Source organism: Mycobacterium sp. BMJ-28, assembly GCF_054404835.1.
The window spans coordinates 5,133,670-5,157,728 of the sequence record NZ_CM136783.1; the positions used below are offsets into that span (position 1 = coordinate 5,133,670).

At 67.8% G+C, this 24,059-nt stretch carries 26 protein-coding genes and 3 tRNA genes; 8 read left to right on the forward strand and 21 right to left on the reverse strand.

All coding sequences use genetic code 11. The features are described 5' to 3' along the window. Positions 1-214: 214 nt before the first annotated feature. The 7 genes from ACXPWS_RS25480 to ACXPWS_RS25510 all read right to left on the reverse strand — a co-directional run bounded on the left by ACXPWS_RS25480 (position 215) and on the right by ACXPWS_RS25510 (position 9,286). Positions 215-1,291: an ABC transporter ATP-binding protein gene (locus ACXPWS_RS25480; protein WP_458709312.1), complete on the reverse strand. Its 1,077-nt coding sequence runs from the start codon at positions 1,289-1,291 to the stop codon at positions 215-217. 169 nt (positions 1,292-1,460) lie between these two features. Next, entirely contained in the window at positions 1,461-1,850 is a 390-nt protein-coding gene (gene rplL / locus ACXPWS_RS25485; protein ID WP_458709313.1) for a 50S ribosomal protein L7/L12, read from the reverse strand. Positions 1,851-1,886: 36 nt separating this feature from the next. Further along, positions 1,887-2,417, reverse strand: a complete 531-nt coding sequence (gene rplJ, locus ACXPWS_RS25490; RefSeq protein ID WP_458709314.1) for a 50S ribosomal protein L10 — start codon at positions 2,415-2,417, stop codon at positions 1,887-1,889. A 256-nt stretch (positions 2,418-2,673) separates the two neighbouring features. Next, positions 2,674-3,588: an ROK family protein gene (locus ACXPWS_RS25495; protein WP_458709315.1), complete on the reverse strand. Its 915-nt coding sequence runs from the start codon at positions 3,586-3,588 to the stop codon at positions 2,674-2,676. A gap of 35 nt (positions 3,589-3,623) precedes the next feature. Then, positions 3,624-4,187 carry a DUF7158 domain-containing protein gene (locus tag ACXPWS_RS25500; protein ID WP_458709316.1) on the reverse strand — a complete coding sequence of 188 codons (564 nt, stop codon included), beginning with the start codon at positions 4,185-4,187 and terminating at the stop codon, positions 3,624-3,626. Then, positions 4,184-8,326: a glycoside hydrolase family 38 N-terminal domain-containing protein gene (locus tag ACXPWS_RS25505; RefSeq protein WP_458709317.1), complete on the reverse strand. Its 4,143-nt coding sequence runs from the start codon at positions 8,324-8,326 to the stop codon at positions 4,184-4,186. The genes ACXPWS_RS25500 and ACXPWS_RS25505 overlap by 4 nt, the downstream gene beginning before the upstream one ends. Before the next feature lie 9 nt (positions 8,327-8,335). After that, entirely contained in the window at positions 8,336-9,286 is a 951-nt protein-coding gene (locus ACXPWS_RS25510; RefSeq protein WP_458709318.1) for a helix-turn-helix transcriptional regulator, read from the reverse strand. A 62-nt stretch (positions 9,287-9,348) separates the two neighbouring features. On the opposite strand from ACXPWS_RS25510, the gene ACXPWS_RS25515 reads away from it, so the two are divergent. Further along, a complete protein-coding gene (locus tag ACXPWS_RS25515) occupies positions 9,349-9,870 on the forward strand; it encodes a DinB family protein (protein ID WP_458709319.1) in 522 nt (173 codons plus the stop codon). A gap of 2 nt (positions 9,871-9,872) precedes the next feature. Further along, positions 9,873-10,466 carry a DinB family protein gene (locus ACXPWS_RS25520; RefSeq protein WP_458709320.1) on the forward strand — a complete coding sequence of 198 codons (594 nt, stop codon included), beginning with the start codon at positions 9,873-9,875 and terminating at the stop codon, positions 10,464-10,466. Between the two features lie 71 nt (positions 10,467-10,537). Here the strand turns inward: ACXPWS_RS25520 and ACXPWS_RS25525 are convergent, their stop codons facing one another. Continuing rightward, positions 10,538-11,131, reverse strand: coding sequence for a TetR/AcrR family transcriptional regulator (locus tag ACXPWS_RS25525; RefSeq protein WP_458709321.1), 594 nt, complete (start codon positions 11,129-11,131; stop codon positions 10,538-10,540). Positions 11,132-11,206: 75 nt separating this feature from the next. Between ACXPWS_RS25525 and ACXPWS_RS25530 the strand changes: the two genes are divergently transcribed. The 6 genes from ACXPWS_RS25530 to ACXPWS_RS25555 all read left to right on the forward strand — a co-directional run bounded on the left by ACXPWS_RS25530 (position 11,207) and on the right by ACXPWS_RS25555 (position 17,450). Next, positions 11,207-12,199 carry an oxygenase MpaB family protein gene (locus ACXPWS_RS25530; RefSeq protein WP_458709322.1) on the forward strand — a complete coding sequence of 331 codons (993 nt, stop codon included), beginning with the start codon at positions 11,207-11,209 and terminating at the stop codon, positions 12,197-12,199. A 52-nt stretch (positions 12,200-12,251) separates the two neighbouring features. Beyond that, positions 12,252-13,607, forward strand: a complete 1,356-nt coding sequence (locus ACXPWS_RS25535; protein ID WP_458709323.1) for an ABC1 kinase family protein — start codon at positions 12,252-12,254, stop codon at positions 13,605-13,607. Continuing rightward, entirely contained in the window at positions 13,604-14,506 is a 903-nt protein-coding gene (locus ACXPWS_RS25540; protein WP_458709324.1) for an alpha/beta fold hydrolase, read from the forward strand. The genes ACXPWS_RS25535 and ACXPWS_RS25540 overlap by 4 nt, the downstream gene beginning before the upstream one ends. Before the next feature lie 86 nt (positions 14,507-14,592). Next, on the forward strand, positions 14,593-15,288 hold the full coding sequence (locus tag ACXPWS_RS25545) for a YciI family protein (protein WP_458709325.1): 696 nt from the start codon (positions 14,593-14,595) through the stop codon (positions 15,286-15,288). 9 nt (positions 15,289-15,297) lie between these two features. Next, positions 15,298-16,530, forward strand: a complete 1,233-nt coding sequence (locus tag ACXPWS_RS25550) for an RNA polymerase sigma factor (RefSeq protein WP_458709326.1) — start codon at positions 15,298-15,300, stop codon at positions 16,528-16,530. After that, positions 16,530-17,450: an endonuclease/exonuclease/phosphatase family protein gene (locus ACXPWS_RS25555; RefSeq protein ID WP_458709327.1), complete on the forward strand. Its 921-nt coding sequence runs from the start codon at positions 16,530-16,532 to the stop codon at positions 17,448-17,450. The genes ACXPWS_RS25550 and ACXPWS_RS25555 overlap by 1 nt, the downstream gene beginning before the upstream one ends. Before the next feature lie 63 nt (positions 17,451-17,513). Here ACXPWS_RS25555 and rplA read toward each other — a convergent pair whose 3' ends face one another. From rplA to ACXPWS_RS25620, 13 genes are all read right to left on the reverse strand, one after another. Next, a complete protein-coding gene (gene rplA, locus ACXPWS_RS25560) occupies positions 17,514-18,224 on the reverse strand; it encodes a 50S ribosomal protein L1 (RefSeq protein ID WP_458709328.1) in 711 nt (236 codons plus the stop codon). Positions 18,225-18,324: 100 nt separating this feature from the next. Continuing rightward, positions 18,325-18,753, reverse strand: a complete 429-nt coding sequence (gene rplK, locus ACXPWS_RS25565) for a 50S ribosomal protein L11 (RefSeq protein ID WP_083031865.1) — start codon at positions 18,751-18,753, stop codon at positions 18,325-18,327. Between the two features lie 33 nt (positions 18,754-18,786). Then, positions 18,787-19,587 (reverse strand): transcription termination/antitermination protein NusG, encoded by an 801-nt coding sequence (gene nusG / locus ACXPWS_RS25570; RefSeq protein ID WP_458709329.1) that lies wholly within the window; start codon positions 19,585-19,587, stop codon positions 18,787-18,789. Between the two features lie 30 nt (positions 19,588-19,617). Then, positions 19,618-20,070, reverse strand: coding sequence for a preprotein translocase subunit SecE (secE, locus tag ACXPWS_RS25575; RefSeq protein ID WP_458709330.1), 453 nt, complete (start codon positions 20,068-20,070; stop codon positions 19,618-19,620). A gap of 67 nt (positions 20,071-20,137) precedes the next feature. Then, a tRNA-Trp gene (locus ACXPWS_RS25580) sits at positions 20,138-20,210 on the reverse strand. A 120-nt stretch (positions 20,211-20,330) separates the two neighbouring features. Next, the gene (gene hadC / locus ACXPWS_RS25585) at positions 20,331-20,843 is read right to left on the reverse strand and encodes a (3R)-hydroxyacyl-ACP dehydratase subunit HadC (RefSeq protein ID WP_458709331.1); all 513 of its coding nucleotides are present in this window, start codon (positions 20,841-20,843) and stop codon (positions 20,331-20,333) included. Between the two features lie 3 nt (positions 20,844-20,846). Then, on the reverse strand, positions 20,847-21,275 hold the full coding sequence (gene hadB, locus ACXPWS_RS25590) for a (3R)-hydroxyacyl-ACP dehydratase subunit HadB (RefSeq protein WP_458709332.1): 429 nt from the start codon (positions 21,273-21,275) through the stop codon (positions 20,847-20,849). Further along, complete coding sequence (hadA, locus tag ACXPWS_RS25595) at positions 21,262-21,738, reverse strand: (3R)-hydroxyacyl-ACP dehydratase subunit HadA (RefSeq protein ID WP_458709333.1); 477 nt, start codon at positions 21,736-21,738, stop codon at positions 21,262-21,264. The genes hadB and hadA overlap by 14 nt, the downstream gene beginning before the upstream one ends. Before the next feature lie 9 nt (positions 21,739-21,747). After that, on the reverse strand, positions 21,748-21,915 hold the full coding sequence (rpmG, locus tag ACXPWS_RS25600) for a 50S ribosomal protein L33 (protein ID WP_023985310.1): 168 nt from the start codon (positions 21,913-21,915) through the stop codon (positions 21,748-21,750). Between the two features lie 25 nt (positions 21,916-21,940). Beyond that, positions 21,941-22,014 (reverse strand) — tRNA-Met (locus ACXPWS_RS25605). Between the two features lie 39 nt (positions 22,015-22,053). After that, positions 22,054-22,126, reverse strand: a tRNA-Thr gene (locus ACXPWS_RS25610). Between the two features lie 200 nt (positions 22,127-22,326). Then, positions 22,327-23,496 carry a globin domain-containing protein gene (locus tag ACXPWS_RS25615; RefSeq protein ID WP_458709334.1) on the reverse strand — a complete coding sequence of 390 codons (1,170 nt, stop codon included), beginning with the start codon at positions 23,494-23,496 and terminating at the stop codon, positions 22,327-22,329. Beyond that, complete coding sequence (locus ACXPWS_RS25620) at positions 23,493-23,951, reverse strand: RrF2 family transcriptional regulator (RefSeq protein WP_458709335.1); 459 nt, start codon at positions 23,949-23,951, stop codon at positions 23,493-23,495. The genes ACXPWS_RS25615 and ACXPWS_RS25620 overlap by 4 nt, the downstream gene beginning before the upstream one ends. Positions 23,952-24,059 lie beyond the last annotated feature (108 nt).

Sequence of the window (24,059 nt, forward strand, 5' to 3'; positions counted from 1 at the left end):
GCTGCCCAACAGACTGGCCCGTTTGGGCGTTTCCGTCAAGACTTCACACGCGGTTTGCTGTGCTCTTCTGGATCGTAACGGGCACCGCCGACAAGAGCGGCCCCAAGACGGCCGTGAGGAAGATCACACCTGCGCCGCAGGTCGGGAAGGGTACCGACACAACACCGGCCGGCGGGACCATGAGCAGTCCCGCCGGCCGGTATGTCGAAACGTGTTACTCGCCGGCGCGCGGAATCGAGGCGGTCGGGAAGTCCTCGTCCTGGCTGCCGTGCCGGGGCGGCTCGTCGGCGAACTCGTGCACCTTGAACTTGTGGGTGCCCTCCAGGTCGTCACGGATGGCTTCCTGGGCGGCCGGGGGCAGCGTGTGCAGAATCTCGCGCACCCGGGCCTGACGACGACCCACAGCCTTACGCTCGGGCATCCCGGGAGTGGCCATCAGCTGCGGCGGCACACCCTCGATCTCCTCCACACCACCATCGTGCTGACCGGCCTCCATCATCGCCTGCTCAGCAGCCGCGGTGGCCTCGTCCTTCTCCTCCGACATACCGATCGGACCGATCCGGCGACCGTTGAGGAACTGCTTGACCACCGGCTCCTCCGAGGTCAACAGCACCTCACGGGGACCGAACATCACCAACTTCTTACGGAACAACATCCCGATGTTGTCCGGCACCGTCCGGGCAATGTTGATGTTGTGCGTCACGATCAGCACCGTCGCATCGATCTGGGCATTGATATCGATCAACAACTGCGACAGATAGGCGGTACGCACCGGATCCAGACCCGAGTCCGGCTCATCGCACAAAATGATCTTGGGGTCGAGCACCAGAGCCCGGGCCAGACCGGCGCGCTTGCGCATACCGCCGGAGATCTCACCGGGGAACTTGTGCCCATCATTGGGCATACCGACGAGCTCGAGCTTCTCCATCACGATCTTGCGGATATCGGACTCGGACTTCTTGGTGTGCTCCCGCAACGGAAACGCCGTGTTGTCATAGATGTTCATCGAGCCGAACAACGCGCCGTCCTGGAACAGCACCCCGAACAGGGTCCGAATCTCGTAGAGCTCCTTGGCCGAGCACTCCAGAATGTTGGTGCCATCGATGACGATGGAACCCTTCTCCGGGCGCAGCAGACCGATCAGCGACTTCAAGAACACCGACTTACCGGTACCGGACGGGCCCAGCAACACGCTGACCTCACCCTCGGGAACCGTCAGCGTCACGTCTTCCCAGATCTTCGACGACCCGAACGACTTACTCAGACCGGTCACGTCGATTTGGACGCCCATGCATGTTCCTTCCGCTGACAGCCCTACTGCGCCACCTGCTACCCCGCCTGTGGCTTGAGTCACTGTAGCGCACGGAGGATTTCAGCAACGGCGAAGTGACCGCCAAGAGACCCCTGCACACGAGAAAGGGCCGGGTCGTTTCCGACCCGGCCCTTCCGCGAACTGCAAACTACTTGACGGTGACCGTCGCGCCGGCAGCTTCGAGCTTTGCCTTGGCGTCCTCGGCGGCGTCCTTGTTGACCTTCTCCAGCAGCGGCTTGGGAGCGCCGTCGACCAGGTCCTTGGCTTCCTTCAGGCCCAGGCCGGAAACGATCTCGCGGACGACCTTGATGACGCCGATCTTCTTCTCGCCGGCACCCTCGAGGATGACGTCGAACTCGGACTGCTCCTCGGCGGCCTCGGCGGGCGCGCCACCGGCGGCGGGGCCGGCGGCAACCGCGACGGGAGCGGCGGCGGTGACGTCGAAGGTGTCCTCGAACACCTTCACGAACTCCGAGAGCTCGAGCAGGGTCAGTTCCTTGAACGCGTCGATCAGTTCTTCAGTGGACAGCTTGGCCATGGTGGTTCCTTATCTCTATGGGTTGTTGATGTGGTCTCAGGCGGCGGATTCTTCGCCGGCCTTCTTCTCTTGCAGAGCTGCGGCCAGGCGGGCGACCTGGGACGCGGGCGCCACGAACAGCGCCGCGGCCTGGGACTGCTTCGCCTTCAGAGCGCCGGCGACGCGCGACAACAGCACCTCGCGCGACTCCAGGTCGGCGATCCGCTCGACCTCGGACACGGACAGCGCGCGGCCGTCCATGTAGCCGCCCTTGATGACGAGCGCCTTGTTGTCCTTGGCGAACTTCTTGATCGCCTTCGCGGCATCGACGGGCTCGCCGCTGATGAACGCGATGGCCGTCGGGCCGGCGAACAGATCGTCGAGACCTTCGATGCCCGCATCGGACGCCGCACGCTTGACCAAGGTGTTCTTGGCGACGGTGTAGGTCGTCTCGTTGCCCAGCGACCTGCGCAGCTCGGCAAGGTTGGACACCGTCAGGCCGCGATACTCGGTGACGACGGTGGCCGTCGCCTCCTTGAACTTCTCGGCGATGTCGGCGACCGCGGTGGCCTTCTCAGCTTTGGCCATGCTTGCCTCCTCGTGATGGTTGGGACGTCCACCGCTCAAAGGCCCGAGAATGACAAAGCGCCCCGACACAGACAGGTCGGGGCGCACAGAGAAATACTGTTACCTCGTCCTCCTGCGTGGGCCGCCCGGAAATCCGGGACCTTCAACCGATTGGCGAGCTACTTGCACTTCGCGCAAGCGCTCATCGGTGACCGACGGTCTTCGGTGGAACCGGGTAAGGATAGCCGACGCCGACGCCATCGGCCAAAACGGCGGATCAACCAGCTGATGCGTTCCGTGCCAGCGCGGCCGCACCGACCAGTCCGGCGTCCCCGCCGAGCGCGGCGGGCACCACCCGCAGATCCTTGATGAACGAGAGCCCGGCGTAGCTGCGCAGCGCCGACCGAAGGGGGTCGAACAGCAGCGCCCCCGATTTGGCGACCCCGCCGCCGATCACCACGAGGTCCAGATCGCAGGTGGCGGCCACCCCGGCGATCATCATCGCCACCCCGGCCGCGCCCCGGCGGAACGCACCCAGCGCGATCTGGTCCCCGGCGGCGGCCGCCTCGGCCAGTTGTCTGGCATCTGCGTCCGGTGCCGACTGCCAACCGTTCGCCCTCGCCCAGCGCACCAGATGCGGCCCGGAGGCGACCGTTTCGACACAACCCCGGCCACCGCACGTGCACGGCTGCCCGTCGGGCTCGACGATGACGTGCCCGACGTGGCCGGCATTGCCCGTGCGGCCGTCGTACGGCGCGCCGTCGAGGACCAGTCCCCCACCGATACCCGTCGACACCACCATGCCGAGCATGAATGCCGCGCCCGCACCGGCCCCGCGCCACTGTTCACCGAGCGCCATGCACAGGCCGTCGCCACCCAGACGCACCGGGCCGCCGGTGAGTCGCTGCGCCCGCTCGACGATCGGAAAGCGCTGCCAGGTGGCGATATTGATCGGGCTGACCGTGCCCGAACGCAGGTCGACGGGGCCGGCCGAGCTGATACCGACACCGGCCACGGTGCCGCCGGCCCGCAGCAGCGCGTCGCGGATCAGTTCCGCCGCGACGGCCCACACCGCGTCGGCGTCACCGTGCGGGGTGGGTTGCTGAGCCCGGTGGGTGAGCGCGCCGTCGTCGTCGACGAGGCCGACCGCGATCTTGGTACCGCCGACGTCGAGCGCGAGGGTGAGAGCCATCAGGTGACCAGTTTCGCAGGTGACCGTCGTGGCCGTCAGTGCCGATGGGTGTTGTCGGGCTGACGCGGGTCGCCGGGATGTTCGTAACCGGGGGCCAGCCGCACCAGTTCGGCGCAACGGACATCCAGCCAGCAGCGGAAGGCGCGCCGGCGGGCCGCGGCCTGCAGGTGCGCGGTGACCGCGGGCCGGGCCAGATCCAGTGCGATCGACGTGCGGCGCGGACCGAACCGGGCCGGGTTGCGGGTGTGGTAGGCCACGATCTCGGCTTCGCCGATGTCGACCGCCGCGGTGACCCGCGCGAAAACGCCACGCGCATGCGGGGACTCCAGCACCGCGGCGGCGATGCTGCCGATCTCCAACCTCGCGGCCACATCGGGCAGCACGGCGTCCAGATCCGGCGGGGCGGCCTCGGCCGGTTCACCGGCCACCACCCGTTCGGCGACCAGTAGCTGGGTGAGCCAGCGGCGCAGCTGCCTACCCTCGCTGGTTCCCGGGCGGGGCAGCGCGGCCGCGAGTACCCCTGCCCGCAAGCGCCTTTCGCGTTCGTCCACCTCGGCTTGGGGTACCGGCACACCGGCCACCCAGGCCACCGCCGTCATGGCAGCACCTGCACGTGCACCGCGGGTGAGTACACCAGCCGGCCCGCGGCGGCCACCCTGATCAATGCCCACCACCGACCGGGCCGCACCCAGGGCGGCGGCGTCACGTCGAAGTCCAGCTGCAGCGTCCCGCGGGCGGGCATCTCCGCCCCGACCGTGGGCGGGCCCAGCCACTCCCACGTGCCCCACGGGCTGATCAGGTGGGCTTCCACAGCCAAATCCGCGCCGGCATCGGTGCCGACGGTGACCGACAGCCGGGCACTGTCGCCGGCCCGCACGGTCACCGGTTCCGGTCCGGAGATCAGCCGCAGCACTTCGTCGTCCGGGGCCGCGTCGACCGACACCATGCACACATCCTCGACGACCTGATGCCAGGCCGGCGGCAGCCCGCGCCCGCTGGCGGCCAGTTCGGCGCGGACGGGATAAACGCCGGCAGGCGTGTCCGGGGGCACCGTCACCTCGACGTCGGCATCCAGGTACTCCCCCGGCGGCAGCACGAAGGACAGCTCGGCCGAGTCGACCGTCCAGCCCGGCGGCACAACCAGGCGCACCCGGCCGTGCAACGCCGTGTCGGTGCAGTCGCTGGCCGCGGTCAGCCGAAGGCGCACAACGGTATCCTCGGCCACCGCGATGTGGCTGGGATGCAGGTGCGCCACCACCGGCAGTCCGCCCAGCGGCGCCGGCCCGCGGTTGTGCAGCCAGTAGCGCGCATACAGCGGTTGCGCGTTCTCGGCGTCCGGGGCCAGCGTCTGCTGATCGGCGTTGGCGATCCTGATCCCGCCGAGGCGGCCGGCCACGGTGGCAATCTGGTAGCCGTGCACCGCTGTCGTCGGGACGTCCGACGACGGCCGTTCCAGCAGATCCGCCCCGACCAACGGCGAGATGCTACAGATTCCCGACCGCACCACGAATTGCGCGTCGCGGCCGTGTGTTTCGACCAAGCGAAGGATGACCGAGGACGGATCCACCGGTGCGGTCGAACCCGTCGAGAACGGGTTCCCGGCGGGCTTGAGCGCGCCGAGGGTGACCTTGCCGCCCGATGAATCGACGTCGAGCAGTGCGCCGTGGCCGGGTAACCCGTCGGCGCCGGTACGCCGGTTGCGCACCGCGATCAGAGGTTGGGCGAACTCCGCGCTGCGGACCGGGATATCGGCGTCACGCCAGTCCCCATCCAGCGCCAGCACGGCGTAGTCGAAGGTGTGCGACCAGTGTTGGAGCGCGAAGTTGGAACCGTCGGGGGCCGTGCGCCGTGGCGGGTCGATCCAGGTACCGGACGGCCACCCGGTGCACGACCGCATCAGCGAGGTGTGCAGCGTGCCGTCGGCCTCGACGGCGAAACCGGGCACACCCCGGTTGCACAGCGCGACCGTCACCGACTCGAACGGTGTGAGCCCGCCAGGCGCGTCCTGATTCACGCAGATCTCCGCATCCGTCAGATCACGCACGAGCGCCTCGATGTCACCGGCGATGATCAGCACCGGCAAGGTCCGGACACCGCGCAGGTCGGCGCCGGGTACCCACTCGTCGGCCAGCATCGACGTCGCGGGCACCCAGACCCGCGCGGTCCCGTTCGCGGCCCATTGCCGGTCGAATTCGCGGCGGTGTTCCGGTGCGGTGGCCAGCACCGCCGCGGTGAAGGCATTCTCGACCGGGCCCCCCAGCGCGAACCGGGCGTCGGGCAGGTTGGAGTCCACCGACAGGTCGCCGTAGCGCGGTTTGTCCGCCGCACTGCAGGTGGCGGTGACCCCGGCCCGCACCAACGCGACCATCAGATCGCGGGCGTCGAATTGCCCGTCGGGCGTCACGACCTCGGCGACGGACACCGCCCGCACACCGGCGCCGATCCGTACCCGCAGCGTCGAGGACAGCCCGAACCAGCCGTAAGCGGGATTGTCCAGGGTGGACGGATGCACCGCGGCGTCGACGGCGTCGGAGTGTCCGGGCTGATGCAGCAGACCGAAGCCGCGGCCGATCACCGCGTCACCGACCTCGCTGACCGGCATGGCGCCGGGCACCGGGCACGGCCAGCGCAGCCGCAGCAGCTTGTCGGCGTCGGTGAATTCGTCTATCGCGGTGCGGCATTGGATGCGTGGTATGCCATGCCACAGGGTGATCGTCTGGGTGTAGCGCAGGAGGTCGCCGACGTGCCCTCGGATGGTCAGCCGCTCCCCGAGCGCGCTACGGCAGGCCTGCACCTCGGCCGGGAATGCCGAGGAGCCCAGCACCGGGCCCTTGGGCAGCAGATGCCACGGGCCCTCCCCCGCCTGCGGGTGGGCCGGATATTCGTCATAGACCGCCAGTTCGTTGCCCACCCGCCCGGGTGCGATGAGTTCCCGGCCGCCGGCCAGCACCGAGCTCACCCCGCCGCCGCGGGCCGGGTCGACGCGCAGGCGGTAGGTGTCATTTCCGATCTCGTTGCCGCCGAACGGTTCCCAGCTCGATCCGGGACTGTCGTCGTCGAGCCGGTAGCCGCGCCAGCCCAGGGATCCGACGTCGCGGGCCAGCCAGGAGACCGTGTGACCGTCGGACACCGTGGGAACCGCATCGCCGTGCTGGTCGCGCACCACGCCGCCGAACGGACGGTCCAGGTGTGCGGTCACCACATCGCAGCGCTGGTGTGCCAGCGGATTCCACACCACCACGGGCGCATCCACCGCGGCGCTGAGCAGGGCCAGCGCATTGTCGCGGGCGGCGCGGCCCAGCTCCCATGCGTCGCGCCAGCCGGTCAGCAGATCCAGATAGACCTGGTCGGATTCGGACCCGGTGATCGCGTCGTGGTGCGCCCCATAGGCCAGCTGTACCCATGCTTTCTCCAGCGCCGCCTGCGGATACGTTGCGCCGCAGAGCAATCCGGCGAAGACGGCGAAGCGCTCGGCCTCCAGCACCATGTTCTCGGCGGCGCGGTTGGCCTGTTTGGTGTCGATGTAGGAGACGTCCTTGCCGGTGTAGATCGGGTTCATGTCCCGGGTCTGCACCGAGGCGATGGCGCCCACTTTCCCCGTCGCTTCGCTCGCCCCGGCGCGCTCGTCGAGTTCGGCACGGACGGCAGCGAAGAACTCCTTGGGCAGTGCGCACACGAACCGCGGCCAGGTGTAGCGGGCGTTCCAGTCGCGATGGATCTCGGTGACCCATTTGTTCGGCGGGGTGTAGTCGGTGCCGACGGGCAGCAGCACATTGCGGGTCAGCGCCACGTTCTTCAATCCGGTGAACAACTCGAAGGTCTGGTCCTGTGCCTGCGCCAGGGTGGCTGCCGCGTCCATCCACCAGCCGGCGGCGTAGTGCGCGGGCATGTAGTGGGTGAGCAGGCCGCGGCCCGACGGCGCGGTCCATTCGAACTCGCTGGCGAACTGCATGCGTTCGGGGTCACCGTGATCGGCCATCGGGCCCCACTGGTGGTACGGGCCGCGGGCCCATGAACTGGACGTCAGCCCGGCGTCGGCGGCCATCCCGGGAAACTGCGGATCGTGGCCGAACACATCGAGCTGCCATGCTGTCGCCGGATCCGCGCCGAGGACGTCGCGCTGAAATCCGCTACCCGCCACGAAGTTCCGGATCGCCGTCTCCGGACTGGTGAGATTGGTGTTGGGTTCGTTGTAGGTGCCGCCCATGATCTCGACGCGGCCGTCGGCGATGAAGCGGCGTAGATCCGCCCGTTCCTCGGGATGGGTGTCCCAGAACGGTTTGAGGTAATCCACCTCGGCGAGCACGAATTTGTACTCCGGTTCGCGGCGGGCCATCTCCAGGTGCGCGGTCACCAACTCGAAACTGTTGGTCTGCCTGCACGCGCCGGGCGGGTCCTCGGTCCACACGCTGGTGTAGGCGGCCTGGGTGTTCCACCACACCGGGTCGTAGTGGAAATGACTGATCATGTGCATCGTCCAGCCGGGTTCGGCGACGACGAACGTGAACGCCACGTCGCCCGCGCGCGCCCGGCGGCGCTGTCCGGGCACCGGATCGTCGACTCGGACCGGGATCTCGCAGGTGCCTTCGGCGGCGGGCCCCTCGCCGGCCAACCCGTCGCCGACGATCCGGATCACCGCACCGGCAGCGGCATCGTGACAGGTGACCCGCACGAGTTGCAGCGGTGCATCCGTCGGCCCGACGAACAGTTCGGTCGACTCCGCTGCGGCGAGACGCATCACCGCACCTTACGTTCGGGCGGCGGCCCGGTGGAGGCGTTCGGCCGCAGCGCGCACCGCGGCGGCGACCTCGGGTGGGTCCAGTACCTCGAACTCGCAGCCGGGCATGGCCAGGTACAGCGCCATCCGCTCGGGATCGTCGGCACCGGTGGTGACGATGCAGGCGTCCGGGCCGTCCGGCTCGATCTGCGCCGAGGCCGCCGAAAAGGTCTGAGCGACAACGTATTGAGGCGCGTGGTACCGCACCCGGGCGATATGGCGGTACGGCGAGGCGGAGATGGCGCGCCGGACGTAGTCGGCGGCATCAGGTGCGGGCCGCGGGACGAACGTGCTGCCGAGTGCGCGGACCTCGGACATCCGGTCCAGCCGCAGGCTGCGCCAGTCGGCGCGGTCGCGGTCATAGCCCAGCAGATACCAGCGCCGGCCGGTGGTGACCAGTTGATAGGGCTCCAGACGGCGTGCGGTGGCGTTGCCGCGGATGTCGACGTAACCGCAGCTGACATGCTCATGGTCGCGGCAGGCCCGGGCCAGGGTCATCAGGATCTCCGGGTCTATCGCGTCGTCGTCGCCCGACGTCAGCGTGACGGTGGCGTCGTGCACCGCGGCCACCTGGGAGCGCAGCCGCGACGGCATGACCTGGTCCAGTTTGGACAGCGCACGCAATGCCGATTCGCCGACGCCGGCCACGCTGCCGCCGGCGGCCATCCGCAGGCAGACCGCCATCGCGACGGCCTCGTCCGGGTCGAGCAGCAGCGGGGGCAGGGCGGCGCCGGCACCCAGTTGGTAGCCGCCGCCGTGGCCCTTGCTGGCGTGCACCGGATAGCCGAGGTCGCGCAGTCGCTCGATATCGCGGCGCACGCTGCGGGCGGTGACCTCGAGGCGCTCGGCGAGTTCGTCGGAGGTCCACACCCGGCGCGACTGCAACAGTCCGAGCAGTTGCAAAACCCTGGCGGTGCTCATGTTCACCATCCTGACGCATTCATAGGACCGAAGCTGTCCTATAAGGGTGCGAAGCTGAGCGCATGTACACCGAACTCCTGGCCGACCAGCTGGAATTCCACTGGACACACCAGCTGCGGCCACGCCTGTCCGGCCTCACCGACGACGAGTACTTCTGGGAGCCGGTCCCGGGCTGCTGGACGGTGCGGCGCGACGGATCCGTCGACTTCGCGTATCCCCCGCCACAGCCCGAGCCGTTCACCACCATCGCCTGGCGGCTGGCGCACGTCATCGTCGGGGTGCTGGCCATGCGCAACCACTCGCACTTCGGCGGACCGCCCGCCGACTACCAGTCCTGGCCGTACGCCACCGACGCGAGCACCGCCCTGACCCAGCTCGATGACGCGTACGCGCGCTGGATCGCCGGGGTGCGTGCACTCACCGAAGCCGACCTGGCCAGGCCGTGCGGACCGGCCGAAGGGCCGTACGCGGACCATTCGATGGCCGTGCTGGTACTGCACATCAACCGCGAGATGATCCACCACGGTGCCGAAATTGCTTGCATCCGTGATCTTTACGTACACACCAACAAGAAGGAGAGCTAGACATGCCCGGTATGCCCGCCCCCGCCGCCGACGAGCGCCAGACCCTGATCAACTTCCTGGCCTTCCAGCAGGATGCATTCCTCGCGGTGGCTTACGGCCTCACCGACGAGCAGGCCGGCTCGACTCCGTCGGCCAGTGCGTTGTCGATCGGCGGGCTGATCAAACACGTCACCAACTGCCAGCACGGGTGGACCGAGCGCGCCGCGCACGCACCCGCCATCCCGACGCCCGATGACCGGCCCATGGCCGAACTCGTCGCCGAATACGAGGACCAGTACGTGATGCACGGACACGAGACGCTGGCCGGCCTGCTGGAAGCCCTGAAAGCGCAGAACGCCACGACGCTGCGGGTGTTCGCCGAGGCCGATCTGGACACCCCGGTGCCCGTCCCGCACGATGTGCCGTGGTTTCCGCAGGACATCGAACACTGGTCGGTGCGGTGGGTGCTGCTCCACCTGGTCGAGGAACTGTCCCGGCACGCCGGGCACGCCGACATCATCCGCGAGACCGTGGACGGCGCCACCATGTACGAACTGCTGGCCGCCGCCGAAGAGTGGCCGGAGACGGACTGGATCAAGCGCTGGAAGGCGTCGTAGCACCGGGCCGCCAAGCGCCGGTGGACATCGACGAAATGGCTGCTCGCGAGGGCGTGCGCGCAGCCATTTCGTCAGTCTCGGCCCAACACCAGTTCAAGCGCCGCATCCACCACCACATCCAGGTCTGCGCCCAGCGTGCCGGCGAGCCACTGCTGGGCGAGCTCGGCCATCGCGCCGGTGTACATCGCCGCACCGACCCGGGCCGGCACCGGATCCGCGGCGGGCTGCACCTCGGCGAGCACCGCGGCCCGCAGCAGATCCTGGGTGGCCGCCCGCCGCGCGGCAAGTACCGGGTTGGCCCTGGCGTCGGTGAACAGCACCCGGCCCCGACGCGGATCACCGGAACTGAAGCCCAACACCGCGGCCATCCCCGCCCGGGTGCGGGCCCGCACCGAATCGGGCGCGGCCGTCATCGCCGCCTCCACCACCACGACCAGTTCGGCGCCGACCTTGTCGTACACCGCGCCGAGCAGCGCGTCGGTATCGGCGAAGCTCTCGTAGAAGTAGCGGGTGTTCAGCCCGCCCGCCCGGCAGACCGAGCGCACCGACAGCGCGGCCTCGCCCCCGTCGCCGAACAGGGCGTAGGCGGCGTCGACCAGCAGTCCGCGCCGCTCGGCGCGGCGGTCGGTCAGCGGCACGCCCGCCCACCGGGTCGGAGTCGACATCGGTCCAGGCTAGTTCTGGCGACGGCCGTAACCAAACAGCTACTCTGGTCACAACCGTGACCAAAGGGGGTCGGCGTGTACCTGCCGCACCAGTACGTCGAGCAGTTGTTGCAGCGCAAGTTCGACCGTGACATCCGCAAGCACTACTTCCGTGGGCTGGAGTTCGCCGAACCCGCGGGCGATCCGGGGTGGTTCGGACCGGGCAGCGCGGTCTGGCATGTGCATTCGCACACCGAGGCGCTGGTCTTCGGCCTGCAGTGCGCGGCCTACCTGGAACGCCTCGACCCGTCCATCTACTGGATGGGCATGCACCACTCGCGGCTGGCCAAACGGGACGCCGACACCGGCGAAGCCATCCCGGTCATCGACCGCAACGGCGCCGCGGTGCGCCTGGGCCATTCCATCGCCTTCTTCATCGGCACCGCCTACGGCAGCACCGCATGCGCCGAACGGGTCGCCCGCACGGTGCGCGCCATGCACCACACCATCAAGGGCACCCGCCCGGACGGCGCGGTCTATGACGCCGACGATCCGGACTGGCTGCGCTGGAACTACGCGACCGTGGTGTGGGGGCTGGCCACCGCGCACGAGCTGTATCACCCGAATCCGTTGCGCGGCCGAAAACTCGACCGGTATTACGGCGAGTTCGTCCGGGTCGGTCACGCCCTGGGTGGCACCGATCTACCCGCCACCAAGGCCGAGACGCTGGACTGCCTGCATTCCTATCTGCCCAAGCTGGCCCTCACCCACGGCGCGGCGATGGCCACCGGCCCCAACGTGCCGATGCCACAGAGCGCGATCGACTGGGCGATCCGCGACACCATGCCGAAATGGGCCAAACAACTGATCGGGCACACCGACCCCAATCCGGTCGAGCGCGCCGCGCGCCGGGCCATCGTGTGGTCGGTGATCAACGGGCTGCACACCGCCGCCGGACCGGCGCCCGAATTCCGCCAGGCCCAGGCCCGGGTGCAGGGCGGGACCAGTGTGCCGCACACCGTGCCGGCCTACGTACCGGGCACCGATCCGGAGCGCAGCCGCGGCGACGTCGAACTGAACCTGGTGTGACGTGCAGCACCCGAGTTTTTGGCGTCACCGGCGGTTTTGAGACACTGCAACGATGAGCACTCAGCCATCGAAGGCCAAGCACCGCGAGGTCGCCAGGCTCGATCGGGTGCCCCTGCCCGTCGAGGCCGCCCGAATAGGGGCCACCGGCTGGCAGGTCACCCGCGCCGGCGCCCGCGTGGTGGCGAATTTCCTCGGCAAAGGCACCCTGCAGCAGAAGATCGTCAGGCAGGTGCCGCAGGCATTCGCCGACCTCGGCCCCACCTACGTCAAATTCGGCCAGATCATCGCGTCCAGCCCGGGCGCCTTCGGCGAACCGCTGTCGCGCGAATTCCGCGGCCTGCTGGACCGGGTGCCGCCGGCCGACCCGGACGCCGTGCACAAGCTGCTCGTCCAGGAACTCGGCGACGAACCGCAGAATCTGTTCAAGTCCTTCGACGACACCCCGTTCGCGTCGGCATCCATCGCGCAGGTGCACTACGCGACGTTGCACTCCGGCGAAGAGGTCGTGGTCAAGATCCAGCGCCCGGGCATCCGCCGCCGGGTGGCCGCCGACCTGCAGATTCTCAAGCGCGGCGCGCAGGTGGTCGAACTGGCCAAGCTGGGCCGGCGGCTGTCCGCCCAGGACGTCGTCGCCGACTTCTCCGACAATCTCGCCGAGGAACTCGACTTCCGCCTCGAGGCGCAGTCGATGGACGCCTGGGTGGCGCACATGCATGCCTCCCCGCTGGGCGAGAACATCAGGGTCGCGCAGGTGTACTGGGACCTGACCAGCGAACGCGTCCTGACCATGGAGCGCATCCAGGGCACCCGCATCGACGACGTCGCCGCCATCCGCAAAAAGGGGTTCGACGGCGAAGCTCTGGTCAAGGCACTGCTTTTCAGTGTCTTCGAGGGCGGCCTCAAACACGGCCTGTTCCACGGCGACCTGCACGCCGGCAACCTCTACGTCGACGACGACGGCAAGATCGTCTTCTTCGACTTCGGCATCATGGGCCGCATCGATCCGCGCACCCGCTGGCTGCTTCGCGAGTTGGTGTACGCGCTGTTGGTGAAGAAGGACCACGCCGCGGCAGGCAAGATCGTGGTGATGATGGGCGCGGTGGGCACCGTCAAACCGGAGGCGCAGGCGGCCAAGGATCTGGAGAAGTTCACCACACCGCTGACCGCGTCCTCGCTCGGCGACATGAGTTACGCCGAGATCGGCAAGCAACTCTCCACGCTGGCCGATGCCTACGACGTGAAACTGCCCCGCGAACTCGTGTTGATCGGCAAGCAGTTCCTCTACGTCGAGCGCTACATGAAACTGCTGGCGCCGAAGTGGCAGATGATGAGCGACCCGCAATTCACCGGGTACTTCGCCAACTTCATGGTGGAGATCAGCCGGGAACACAAAGAAGGACAACAGTGAGCGACGTTCGGACCGGAACCGCCAAACACGGTGATATCGAGATCGTCTACGAGGACTTCGGAAATCCCGGCGATCCCGCCGTTCTGCTCGTCATGGGCCTGGGCGCGCAGCTTCTGTTGTGGCGCAAGGGATTCTGCGATAAGCTGGTGAACCAGGGGCTGCGTGTCATCCGGTTCGACAACCGCGATATCGGGCTCTCGTCCAAGCTGCCCGGCGCGCGCAGCGGCACTGCGCTGCCGGTCCGGATGGCGCGGTCCTTCCTCGGACTGAAGAGCCCGGCGGGTTACACGCTGGAAGACATGGCCGACGACGCCGCCGCGCTGCTGGACCACCTGGGGATCGAACGGGCGCATATCGTCGGTGCGTCGATGGGCGGCATGATCGCCCAGGTCTTCGCGGCCCGGCACGCGCGCCGGACCCACAGTCTGGGCATCATCTTCTCCAGCAACAACCAGGCCATGCTGCCACCGCCCGGACCCAAACAGCTGTTGGCCCTGCTGACCAAGCCCAAGGACTCCTCGCCCGAGGGCATCGTGGCGAACACGATCCGGCTCACCAGCATCATCGGCAGTCCGGGCTATCCGACGCCGCCGTCGAAGGCCCGTGCCGACGCCCTGGAGAGCTATCAGCGGTCCTACTACCCCGCCGGGATCGGCCGCCAGTTCGCGGCCATCATGGGCAGCGGCAGCCTGCTGACCTACGACAAGCAGATCACCGCGCCGACCGTCGTCATCCACGGCAAGGCCGACAAGCTGATGCGGCCGTCCGGCGCGCGCGCGATCGCCCGCGCCATCAAGGGTGCGCGGCTGGTGCTCTTCGACGGGATGGCCCACGATCTGCCCGAGGAGCTGTGGGATGACATCATCGGCGAGCTGAAACCGAATTTCGCCACTGCCTGAGGATCTTTGTCGGATCGGCGCGGCGCCGTTCGTCGAACTGGTAGAGAGTGGGACGCCAGGGTCCCGCCCCTACCGGAGGATTCGCCATGTACTACTTCGCACTGCTGCTGACCCCCGAGCGCGAGCTGACCCCCGCCCAGGGCGCCGCCGAGATGGCTGCCTACCAGGAATTCCACGCCAACGCCGGATCGGCCATCCGGGCCGGTGACGCGTTGTGTGCAGCCGCGGACGGCAAGCTCATCACCGGCTGGCCCGGCCAGCCGGTGGTGACCGACGGCCCGTTCGCCGAGGGCGCCGAGGTGGCCGGCGGCTACTACGTGTTCGAGGCCGACAATCTGGACGATGCTCTGGAACTGGCCCGCCAGATCCCCGCCGCACAGTACGGCGCCATCGAGGTGTGGCCGGTGGTGCACTGGAATGCGCCCAGTGCGCCGGTCGGCTCGGATTGGCTTGCGCTGCTGCTGGAATCGCCGGATGAGGTCAACACCCCCGGCTCCCCCGAATTCGAGGCACGGGTGGCCGAGCATGTCCAAGCCCAGCAGAGCATCGGCGACCACATCCTCGGTGGTGCACCGCTGCACCCGCCCGCCACCGCGACGACGGTACGGGTCCGCGACGGTAAGGCGGTGCTGACCGACGGACCGTACGTCGAAGGCGCCGAAGTGGCCAACGGCTTCTACCTGCTGCGCGCCGCCGACCGGGACGAGGCGGTCAAACTGGCGTCGATGATTCCCGCCGGGTCCGTCGCGGTGCGGCAACTCGCCGGGATCGCCGGACTGTAACCGCACTGAATGGCAGACCTGGACGGCGTCTTCCGCCGGGAATGGGGGACGGCGGTCGCCGCCCTGGCCCGCTGGTGTGGTGACCTCACCATCGCCGAGGACGCCGTCCAGGAGGCCTTCACCGAGGCGCTGCGCAGCTGGGCGGACGGCCCGCCGGCCAACCCCGGCGGATGGCTCATGACCGTCGCGCGCAATCGGGCACTCGATCGGCTGCGGCGTGAATCATCGCGTCCGGGAAAGGAACTCGCGGCTGTGTCAGATCCCGTCGCTTCGCTCGCCCAGACGACCACCCCGATCGACGACCAGCCGGTGCACCCGGTCCGCGATGACGAGCTGCGGATGATGTTCACCTGTGCGCACCCGGCGCTGGACCGGCCGTCCCAGCTGGCGCTGACGCTGCGGTTGATCTCCGGGTTGACGGTGCCCGAGATCGCCCGTGCCTTGATGCAGTCCGAAGCCGCGGTGGGACAACGCATCACCCGCGCCAAATCGAAGATCCGGCACGCCAACATCCCGCTGCGGGTGCCCCCTGCCGAACTGCTCGGCGAACGGACTCCGCACGTGCTGGCCTGTGTCTATTCGGTGTTCACCGAGGGCTATTGGTCGACCGGTGGCCCATCGGCCATCCGCGACGACCTGTGTGACGAGGGGGTCCGGCTGGCCGCGGAGTTGTGTGCCCTGATGCCCACGGTCGCCGATGCGCACGCACTGGCCGCACTGACCCTGCTGCACGACTCACGGCGGGCCACCCGGGTGGATTCGACCGGGGCGCTCACGCCGCTGGACGAGCAGGACCGGACCCGCTGGGACCGGGCGCGGATCGCGCGTGGACTGGACCGGCTGACCCGGGCCGCGGGCGCCCAGGGCCCTTATCTGCCGCAGGCGGTGATCGCGGCGGTGCACGCCACGGCGCCCAATTGGGCCGCAACCGACTGGTCGACGATCTGCACGGCCTACGATCGGCTCATTGCGATCACCGATTCTCCGATGGCCCGGGCCAACCGGGCGCTGGCAGTGGGTCTGCGCTCCGGTGTCGACGACGGTCTGGCCGCACTCGCTGAGGTGGCCGACGACCCCAGGCTGGCCCGGTCCAGTGTGGTCGCATCCATCCGCGCCGACCTGCTGCGCCGCGGCGGGCGGCTGCCCGAAGCCGCACAGTGGTACCGAATTGCGTTGGAGCGCAATGCGTCCGACCCGGCACGGGAGTTCCTGCGCCGGCGGCTCACCGAGTGTGGGGGCTGATGCGCGTACTGGGACTGGCGTTCCTGCTGATCGGGACGGGCGCACTGGCGATGCGCTTCCTGCCCGCGGTGAACCGCGCCGTCCTGCTGGTGGCGGCGCTGTCGCCGTACCTGATGCTGGGTGCGCCGCTGGCCGCGGTGCTGTTCGCGATATCCCGACACGGCACGCTGACCGCCGTCGCATCGGTGATCACGGTCGTGGCGCTGGCCACGCAGTTCCCGGCCTACATCGGCAGCCCGGCGGCACCGGGACCCGCGTTGCGCTTCGTCACCGCAAATCTGCGGTACGGCCAAGCCGATCCGGCCGCGGTGATCGGACTGGCCCAAGATCACGCCGACGTCCTGGCCGTGCAGGAGCTCACCCCTGAGCTGGCCACCACGCTGTCGGCGGCACTGAAATCCACCTTCTCGTTCAACACGCTGCGCCCCGGTGAGCGGGCCACCGGGGTGGGCTTGTGGAGCCGCTATCCGATCTCGGGCACCGGCAGCGACGAGGACTTCGACCGCGGCTTCATCACCGCGCAGGTTCGCGTTCCCGGCCTCAAGACGGCGCTGACGGTGGTGTCCACCCACCTGTCCCCGCCCCGGTCGGCCTTCCAGAGTTGGCGCGCCGACATGCAGCGGCTGAGACCCACACTGGAGCGACTTCCCCGGGACGGGCCGGTGGTGGTCGGCTGCGATCTCAACGCCACGCCCGACGTCCGCGAGTTCCGCCGGCTGCTGACCGGCGGCTACCGCGACGGGGCGGTGCAGGCGGCGGCCGGGTTCCTCCGCACCCACCCGGACGATCTGCCCGTTCCGGCCGTGCTGGCCGTCGACCACGTGCTGACCCGCGACGCGACCGTCACCAACATCACCGCGGTGCACCTGCCCGGGTCCGACCACCGTGCGCTGATCAGCCGCGTCGCCCTGGGCGACTGACCCGGACAGCCGAATGGCCGGCCATCTTGCGATGACCGGCCATTCGTTCGTGTGGTGCGAGGCTTACGCCTCTTCGGTGAAGTTCCGGGTCACGGCCGGATCCACCGGGATGCCGGGGCCGGTGGTGGTGGAGACGGTGACCTTCTTCAGGTAACGGCCCTTCGAGGAGGACGGCTTGGCGCGCAGCACCTCGTCGAGGGCGGCACCGTAGTTCTCGGCCAGCTTGGTCACGTCGAAGGAGGCCTTGCCGATGACGAAGTGCAGGTTGGCCTGCTTGTCGACGCGGAAGTTGATCTTGCCGCCCTTGATGTCGTTGACGGCCTTGGTGACGTCAGCGGTCACGGTGCCCGTCTTCGGGTTGGGCATCAGGCCGCGGGGGCCGAGCACGCGCGCGATCTTGCCGACCTTGGCCATCTGATCCGGCGTCGCGATCGCGGCGTCGAAATCCAGGAAACCGCCCTGGATCTTCTCGATCAGGTCGTCGCTGCCCACCACGTCCGCACCGGCGGCCAGGGCCTGCTCGGCCTTCTCGCCGACGGCGAACACCGCAACGCGGGCGGTCTTACCGGTGCCGTGCGGCAGGTTCACGGTGCCGCGGACCATCTGGTCGGCCTTGCGGGGATCGACGCCCAGGCGGATGGCGACCTCGACGGTCGCGTCCTGCTTCTTCGACGCGGTCTCCTTGGCGAGCCGGGCGGCCTGCAGCGGGGTGTAGAGGTTGTTGCGATCCACCTTCTCGGCGGCTTCGCGATATGCCTTGCTGTTCTTGCTCATTGTGATTCCAATCGTGTTGTTGGAGTTGTGGTCTGTGATGAACGCTCTTCGCGCGAGCGCTCATCGACGGGCCGGAGCGGGCCCTCCCACGACTTCCGGGTTATTCGACGGTGATGCCCATGGAGCGGGCGGTGCCAGCGATGATCTTCGCCGCGGCGTCGATGTCGTTGGCGTTGAGATCTTCCTTCTTGGTCTCGGCGATCTCACGCACCTGATCCCAGCTGACCTTGGCGACCTTGGTCTTGTGCGGTTCGCCGGAGCCCTTCTGCACACCGGCAGCCTTGAGCAGCAGCCGAGCGGCGGGCGGGGTCTTCAGGGCGAAGGTGAAGCTGCGGTCCTCGTAGACGGTGATCTCCACGGGGATGACGTTGCCGCGCTGCGACTCGGTCGCGGCGTTGTACGCCTTGCAGAACTCCATGATGTTGACGCCGTGCTGACCGAGCGCCGGACCGACCGGCGGAGCAGGATTGGCCTGCCCGGCCTGGATCTGGAGCTTGATGAGCCCAGTGACCTTTTTCTTCGGGGCCATTGTTGTTCGTTCCTTTTCTTTCTTCTACGAGTCTTAGATCTTGGCGACCTGGGTGAAGGTCAGCTCGACAGGTGTTTCGCGGCCGAAGATGGACACCAGCACCTTGAGCTTCTGCTGCTCGGCGTTGACCTCGCTGATCGAGGCCGGCAGCGTCGCGAACGGGCCGTCCATGACGGTGACCGACTCGCCGACCTCGAAATCGACGAGGATCTCGGGACGTTCCAGGGTCGCCTCGGTGGACGCGCCGGAGGCAGCCGACGACGTCGACTTGCCGGCGGCCTTCTTCGCAGCACCCTGCGGCAGCAGGAACTTGACCACGTCGTTCAGCGACAGCGGCGACGGGCGCGAGGTCGCGCCGACGAAGCCGGTGACCCCGGGGGTGTTGCGCACCGCGCCCCACGACTCGTCGTTGAGTTCCATGCGCACCAGGATGTAGCCGGGCAGCACCTTGCGATTGACCTGCTTGCGCTGGCCGTTCTTGATCTCGGTGACCTCTTCGGTGGGCACCTCGACCTGGAAGATGTAGTCGCCGACGTCGAGGTTCTGCACCCGGGTCTCGAGATTGGCTTTCACCTTGTTCTCGTAGCCGGCATAGCTGTGGATGACGTACCAGTCGCCCGGCTTGAGCCGGAGCTCCTTCTTGAGCGCGGTGGCCGGATCGACGTCCTCGTCCTCGGCGGCCTCCTCGGCGGCCGGAGCCTCGGGTTCGGCGCTTTCGGCAGCCTCGTCGACCTCGGGGGCCTGATCGGCCTCAAGTGTCTCGTCGAGCACGTCGACGGCTTCACCCGAAGGCGTTTCGGCGTCGAGCTGTTCGTCGCCGTCGAAGCTAGTCACGGTTGTCAATCCTCTCTCAGTACTACTTGGTCAGCCGAACACGAGCGACACGAGCTTGGCCAGCCCGAGATCGACCCCGCCGATCAGCGCGACCATGAACGCCAGGAACACCAGGACCACCGTGGTGTAGCTGACCATCTGCTTGCGGTTCGGCCAGATGACCTTGCGCAATTCCGCGACGACCTGCGTGAGGTAGTTCCAGACGAACGTGAACGGATTGATCCGCTTGGAGTCACTCTTCTTCTTCGCAGGCTTGGCGGCCTTGGCACGCTTGGTGCTCTTGGCAGCCGGTTCGGCGTCATCCGAGGCGTCGGTGTCGGCATCGGTTACGTCGTCGTCCTCGACCGGGGCCGCCGCAGCGCGCCGCGTCCGCTTTCCGGTCGGGCGCAGCGGACGGGTCACGACGGCGGTCTGGCCGACCGCATCCTCGATGTCCGTCGCTTCGGTGCCTTCGGAGCCAGCACTGTCGCGCTCGTCGCTCACCGCATGCCTTTCATCTGGTTCGGGTGGTCACCTACCAGTGTCCACACTCGTCGAGTATTCAGTTGAGCAGGGGCGACAGGACTTGAACCTGCAACCTGCGGTTTTGGAGACCGCTGCTCTGCCAGTTGAGCTACGCCCCTTCAAAGCGGGCCTCACACAATTCGCGCGCTCCCCGACCGGCCGATTTCCGAACCGACGGACAGCGCGCTGATGTGGGAAAACCCCGAGGACCGAGTGTACATCGGCCCAAGTGCTAGTTACTAATCCCCCGCGGCCACCGACCGTCGCACCTGACCGGTCTCCCGGTCGTACTGCATCGACACCGAATTGTCGCCCTCATGACCCATCAGCGTGGTGAACGCTTCCATGATCGTCGCGCCGTCGTCGTCGGTGAGGACGTTGCGGGTGACGACGATGTCGGCGCCGAACCGCTCATCGACCGACTTGATCTCCAGATGCGCGTGCAGCCGGTCGCCCACCTTGATCGGCCGGTGGTACACGAAACGCTGATCGACCTGGATGATCTGCATGGTCTCGACGCCGACGTCGACGTTGCGGAAGAAGTCCTGCTGCACCAGCAACGCGAGAATCGACGGGAAGGTCGGGCCCGCGACCAGGGTGTCGTGGCCCAGCTCGGCGGCGGCCGCTTCGTCCTGCGAAGCCGGATCGTCGGATTTCACCGCCCGCGCGTACTGCTTGACCTGTTCGCGTCCGACGACGAAGACCTCTGGGTACTTGTAGACCATCCCGAGGATGCCCGCGTTGATGGCCATCGATCAGGCCAGCTTCGCGATGGCGATGGCGCGGCCGAAGATCTTCTTGCCACCGGTGGTGGCCGACAGCGCGACGGTCACGGACTTGGTCTCCGGCTCCACCGACTTCACCCGGCCATTGAAGACGATCTCGGCGCCGACGCCGTCGTTGGGGACGGGGACGACGGCGGTGAAGCGGACGTTGTACTCGGTCACGGCGGCGGGATCGCCGACCCAGGAGGTGACATAGCCGCCGCCCAGGCCCATGGTGAGCATGCCGTGCGCGATGGCGGTGTCCAGGCCGACCTGCTTGGCGATCTCGTCATCCCAGTGGATGGGGTTGAGGTCACCGGACACGCCGGCGTAGTTGACCAGGTCCTGCCGGGTCAGCGGGATGACCCTCTCCGGAAGGGTGTCGCCGACGTTGACCGAATTGAACTCACGCAGAGCCATCAGAAAAACCCTCTTCTCCATCTCCTGCACGACCGGCAAGGGTCGTGTAGGCCTCCTGGACAACGTCACCCTTGTCGTTGCTGATGACGTTCTTGGTGACGATGATGTCGGTGCCGTGCGCCCGCCGAACAGAATCTACATAGACGTCGCAGTGCAGCCGGTCACCGGCCAGGATCGGCTTGTAGAACTTCAGCTCCTGGTCGACCTGAACGATCTGGGCGTCCTGGATGCCGATGTTGGCGTAGTCGAAGAACGCGGTCTGCGCCGTGTAACTGAAGATGCAGATGAAGGTCAGCGGCGCCGGCAGTGAATCATGCCCGAGCTCGGCGGCGACAGCTTCATCGCGAAAGCACGCGTCGTCGTTCTTGACGGCGACGGCGTGCTCGCGGACCTTCTCACGGCCGACCTCGTACACGTCAGGATGCCGGTAGTGCATCCCGACGATGTTCGACGACAGTGCCACGGTTGAGCGTCAGCGCGACTCTTTGTGGGGCTGGTGGTGACCGCAGTTCGGGCAGAACTTCTTGATCTCCAGCCGGTCCGGGTCGTTACGCCGGTTCTTCTTGGTGATGTAGTTGCGGTGCTTGCACACCTCGCAGGCCAAAGTGATCTTCGGCCGTACGTCGGTACTCGACGCCACGTCAGTTGCCTCTCGTTGTTCCCTGTAGCGGTGGGGAGGCTCGATCTCCCGACCTCACGATTATGAGTCGTGCGCTCTAACCAGCTGAGCTACACCGCCCCGAATAGACGTAGGCGGAGATACGCCTTGCGTCCACCGAGCCCCCTAACGGAATCGAACCGTTGACCTTTTCCTTACCATGGAAACGCTCTACCGACTGAGCTAAGGGGGCCTTGCACATCTTTTGCACTGCATCAGCCCTAGGGCCTTAAAGAGGGTACATTCTCGCGGTTTGCCATGCCAAAACGGCAGCGTAATCGGCTTCTTCGAGGCTTGTTCCGACAAAATCCCACCCTACCCACTCTGGTCGCCGACGCGTCGTGCCCTGCCGAAACCCCAGCGACCCCGGACCGGCCGATGCCGGCCCAGCCGCTACAGCAGCCAGTCGTTGGGGCTGAAGAGTTCGCAATGCACGCGCTCGACTCCCCGTGCGACCAGTTGATCGCGGACGGCCTTGACGAAGCCGTCGGCGCCGCACAGATAGACCTCGGCGCCTGCGGGTAGGTCGACCTCGTCGAGTTGCACGAAGCCCCGATGGGCTCCTGCCGACCCGTCCTCGTACCAGACGTCCAGGGTGGCGTCGGGCAATGCGGCCACCAACTCCTTCTGGCGTTCCCGCAGCGGGTGGGTTTGCTCGCTGCGGTCGCCGTGCAGCACGACGACGCGGGTTGCCGGCGGCACCGCTTCCAGGATGCCGATCATCGGGGTGATGCCGATGCCCGCCGAGATCAGCACCAACGGGGCCCCCGGCGGCGGGGTGGGCAGGTCACCGAACGGCATCGTCACATCGAGCAGATCGCCGACCGCCACGTTGTCCCTGATCCACGTCGACATCTCACCGGCGGGCCGCACCGCGAAGGTCAGTTCGCCGCTGCCGCTGACATTGATCAGGCTGTACTGGCGCAGCTGGCGGGCCCCGTCCGGCAGGGTCACACCGACGGACACGTACTGACCCGGGGCGATCGACAGAGCCTCGGCGGTCAGCGGGGCGACGGTCAGCTGGACGGCGCCGGACGGATCGTCGATCCGTGCCAGCACCTGGGCGCGCCGGTAGACATCCCCGTCGCGGACGCCGGCCTCGGCGTACAGCGACCGTTCGAGATCGATCAGCGCGTCGGCCATGATCCAGAAGACCCGGTCCCATGCGGCCGCCACCTCCGTGGTGACGGTGTCCGCACCGAGCACCTCGACGATCGCCGCGAACAGGTTGTCGTGCACCACGGGGTACTGCTCGGCGACAATGCCCAGCGAGGCGTGCTTGTGCCCGATCCGGGACAGCAGCTGCACCGGATGCGGCAGCGCAGGATCGACCAGATGGGCGGCGAACGTCACGATCGACGCGGCCAGCGCCCGCTGCTGCGCACCCTGAGCCTGGTTGCCGCGGTTGAACAGATTGCGCAGCAGCTGCGGGTGGTTGTCGAACAGGCGCCGGTAGAAGGCCTGCGCGATGGCGTCGATATGGGCGCCGATCAGCGGCAGCGTGGCGGTGACGATCTCGGCGTGGGCCGGGTCCAGCTCGGCGGTGCCGGTGGTGACGGTCATGGACGGTTCCTTTCGGGGTGGACAAGCGGGATGGAGATGAGCGGCAGCAGGGCGCTGCCCGACAGGTCGTCGATGGTGTAGTCGTCGAGCTGGCGATAGAAGGCGTCCTTGGCCTCCGCGAGGACGCGGCGCAACCGGCACGCGGGGATCAGCGGACACGGGTGCGCGCCGCCCGCGCAGTCGATGACTTCCGCGTCGCCTTCCAGCCGGCGCACCAGCCATCCCAGCGAGGCGTGCCGCCCCGCGTCGGTGAGTTCGAGTCCGCCGACGCGGCCGCGCCGGGCGTTGACCATGCCGAGCTCGACGAGCCGCGAGACGGCTTTGGCGATGTGGTTCTCCGACGCGTCCGCGCCGTTCGCGATGGTGCGGGTGGTGATTCGCCGGTCGTCGGTCTCCGCGGCGGCGAGCAGCATCATCGTCCGCAGTCCGAGGTCGGTGAACCGGGTGAGGTGCATGCGTCCGACGCTAGTAATTACGCATCTGCAATGCGACATTTCTGCCTGTGCGGTTAAACACCTCATGACATGCGGTTTTTGGACCTGCGGTTATCTCCGTCACGGGCC